This is a genomic window from Allobosea sp. CER48 (genome assembly GCF_044752385.1).
GTDB lineage: Bacteria > Pseudomonadota > Alphaproteobacteria > Rhizobiales > Beijerinckiaceae > Allobosea.
Window position 1 is genome coordinate 1 of the sequence record NZ_JBIWYK010000455.1, and the last position, 2,459, is coordinate 2,459.

Below are 2,459 nucleotides of genomic sequence, written 5' to 3' on the forward strand. Positions count from 1 at the left end.
ATTTCACACCGGCCTGGCAGAGCCGGGTTCGACAGGGAGCGGGGATGTTCCTGAGCGTTTTCGACGTGTTCAAGATCGGCATAGGCCCGTCATCCTCGCACACGATGGGGCCGATGACCGCGGCCGGGCATTTCCTCGCGCTTCTGCGCCAGGATCCGCTCTGCAGCCAGGCGGCAGCCGTGAGCGCGACGCTGCACGGATCGCTCGCCTTCACCGGAAAGGGCCACGCCACGGACCGGGCCGTGGCGCTCGGCCTGCTCGGCTGGGCACCCGCCACCTTCGACTTCGACGCGGCGGAGCGCCAGCTCGACGAACTCGGACGCAGCCATCTGCTGCATCATGAAGGCTTGCCGCCGCTGCTGTTCGACCCCGCGGCCGACATCGTCTTCGACTACGGCCCGCCCTTGCCCGGACATGCCAACGGCCTCGTCTTCCGCGCCCGCGATTCCGCCGGCGCGGAGGTGCTTGCCGAGACCTATTATTCGATCGGCGGCGGCTTCGTCGTGACGGCGCGGGAACGCGAAGCTCCCGCCGGTGCAGCGGAGACGACCTCCTGGCCCTACCCCTTCGCGAATGCGGCGGCCATGCTGCGCATGGCCCGGGAAAGCGGTCTGTCCATCGCGGAGATGAAGCGCGCCAACGAAATCCATCGGCAGCCGGCGGACGAAGTCGACCGCGGCCTCGCCCGCCTCTGGTCGGTGATGAACGGCTGCATCGAAAGGGGCCTGACCCAGGAGGGCGAGCTGCCCGGCGGCCTGCACGTGCGCCGCAGGGCGGCCCGCATCCACAGGCAGCTGGCGGCCGAGCGGCTGGCGAACCGTTCCCAGCCGCATGCGGCGACGGACTGGCTCAGCGTCTACGCGATGGCGGTCAACGAGGAGAATGCGGCCGGCGGACGGGTGGTGACCTCGCCGACAAACGGGGCAGCCGGCGTCGTGCCCGCGGTGCTGCGCTACTATCTCGACCACTGCATCGGCGCGGAGCCCGGGAAGATCGCCGATTTCCTGCTGACGGCCGCGGCGATCGGCGGATTGATCAAGCACAACGCCTCGATTTCCGGCGCCGAGGCCGGCTGCCAGGGCGAGGTCGGCTCGGCCGCCGCCATGGCCGCGGCGGGCTTCTGCGCGGTCATGGGCGGGTCCCCCGCACAGGTCGAGAATGCCGCCGAGATCGCGCTGGAGCATCATCTGGGCATGACCTGCGATCCCGCGGCGGGGCTGGTCCAGGTGCCCTGTATCGAACGCAACGGCATCGGCGCGATCAAGGCGGTCGCGGCCGCATCGCTGGCGCTGCGCGGCGACGGTTCGCATTTCATGCCGCTGGACAACTGCATCGAGGCCATGCGGCAGACCGGCGAGGCCATGAACGAGCGCTTCAAGGAGACGAGCCTCGGCGGGCTTGCGGTCAACCTGCCGGAATGCTGAGCCCGACCCTCCATTTTTGCATGATGGGCCGGGCCCGCGGCCGGTAGGGTTGAGCACACAGCCTGCAGGGATCGGATCGATGATCGTGGATGACTTCCGTTCGGATACGGTGACGCGCCCCGGCGCCGGTATGCGCGCCGCGATGGCAGCGGCCGAGGTCGGGGACGCCGTCTACGACGATTGTCCGACGACCAGGCGCCTGGAAGCGATGACCGCCGAGCGGTTGGGGAAGGAAGCCGCGCTCTTCTTCCCCACCGGCACGCAGGCCAACCTCGCCGGGCTGATGGCCCATTGCGGCCGTGGCGAGGAGTATCTCGTCGGCCAGATGGCCCATACCTACCGGCTCGAGGGCGGCGGCGCGGCTGTGCTGGGTTCGATCCAGCCGCAGCCCCTGCCGAACGAACCCGACGGCACGATCGCGCTCGACGCCATCGCCAGCGCGATCAAGCCGAACGACTTCCATTTCGCGATGACCCGCCTGCTGGCGCTGGAGAACACCTTCAACGGCCTCGTCCTGCCGGATGCCTATCTGGAGGCCGCGACGGGGCTCGCCCGTTCGCGCGGTCTCGCCACGCATCTCGACGGCGCCCGGCTGATGAACGCGGCCGCGGCGAGCAACCGGGATGCCGCCTGGATTGCCGGGCAGTTCGACACCGTTTCGCTGTGCCTCTCCAAGGGCCTGGGGGCGCCGATCGGTTCCATCCTCGTCGGCCCGAAGGACTTCATCGAGAAAGCCCGTCGCATCCGGAAGATGCTGGGCGGCGGCATGCGCCAGACCGGCGTGATCGCAGCGGCCGCGATCTATGCTCTCGAGCATAACGTGTCGCGTCTGGGCGAGGATCACCGGCGCGCCACCGATCTCGCGCAGGCACTGTCCCGCTTTCCCGAGCTCGGCGCCGGGCCAGCCCGCACGAACATGGTGTTCATGACACCCGCGGCGCTCGATACCAGAGCTTTCGCCGCCTTCCTGCGCAGCCGCGGCATCGCCGTCAGCGGGCGTTACGGGACGCTGCGCTGGGTCACCCATCTCGATGT

Annotated in this window: 2 protein-coding genes; both read left to right on the plus strand. The window is 69.3% G+C overall.

Annotated elements, in window-relative coordinates:
- Nucleotides 1-44: 44 nt before the first annotated feature.
- On the plus strand, nt 45-1,424 hold the full coding sequence (locus ACIPIA_RS14280; RefSeq protein ID WP_400510506.1) for an L-serine ammonia-lyase: 1,380 nt from the start codon (nt 45-47) through the stop codon (nt 1,422-1,424).
- A 79-nt stretch (nt 1,425-1,503) separates the two neighbouring features.
- Nucleotides 1,504-2,459, plus strand: a 956-nt coding sequence (gene ltaE, locus ACIPIA_RS14285) for a low-specificity L-threonine aldolase (RefSeq protein WP_400510504.1), incomplete at its 3' end; no start/stop codon positions are given.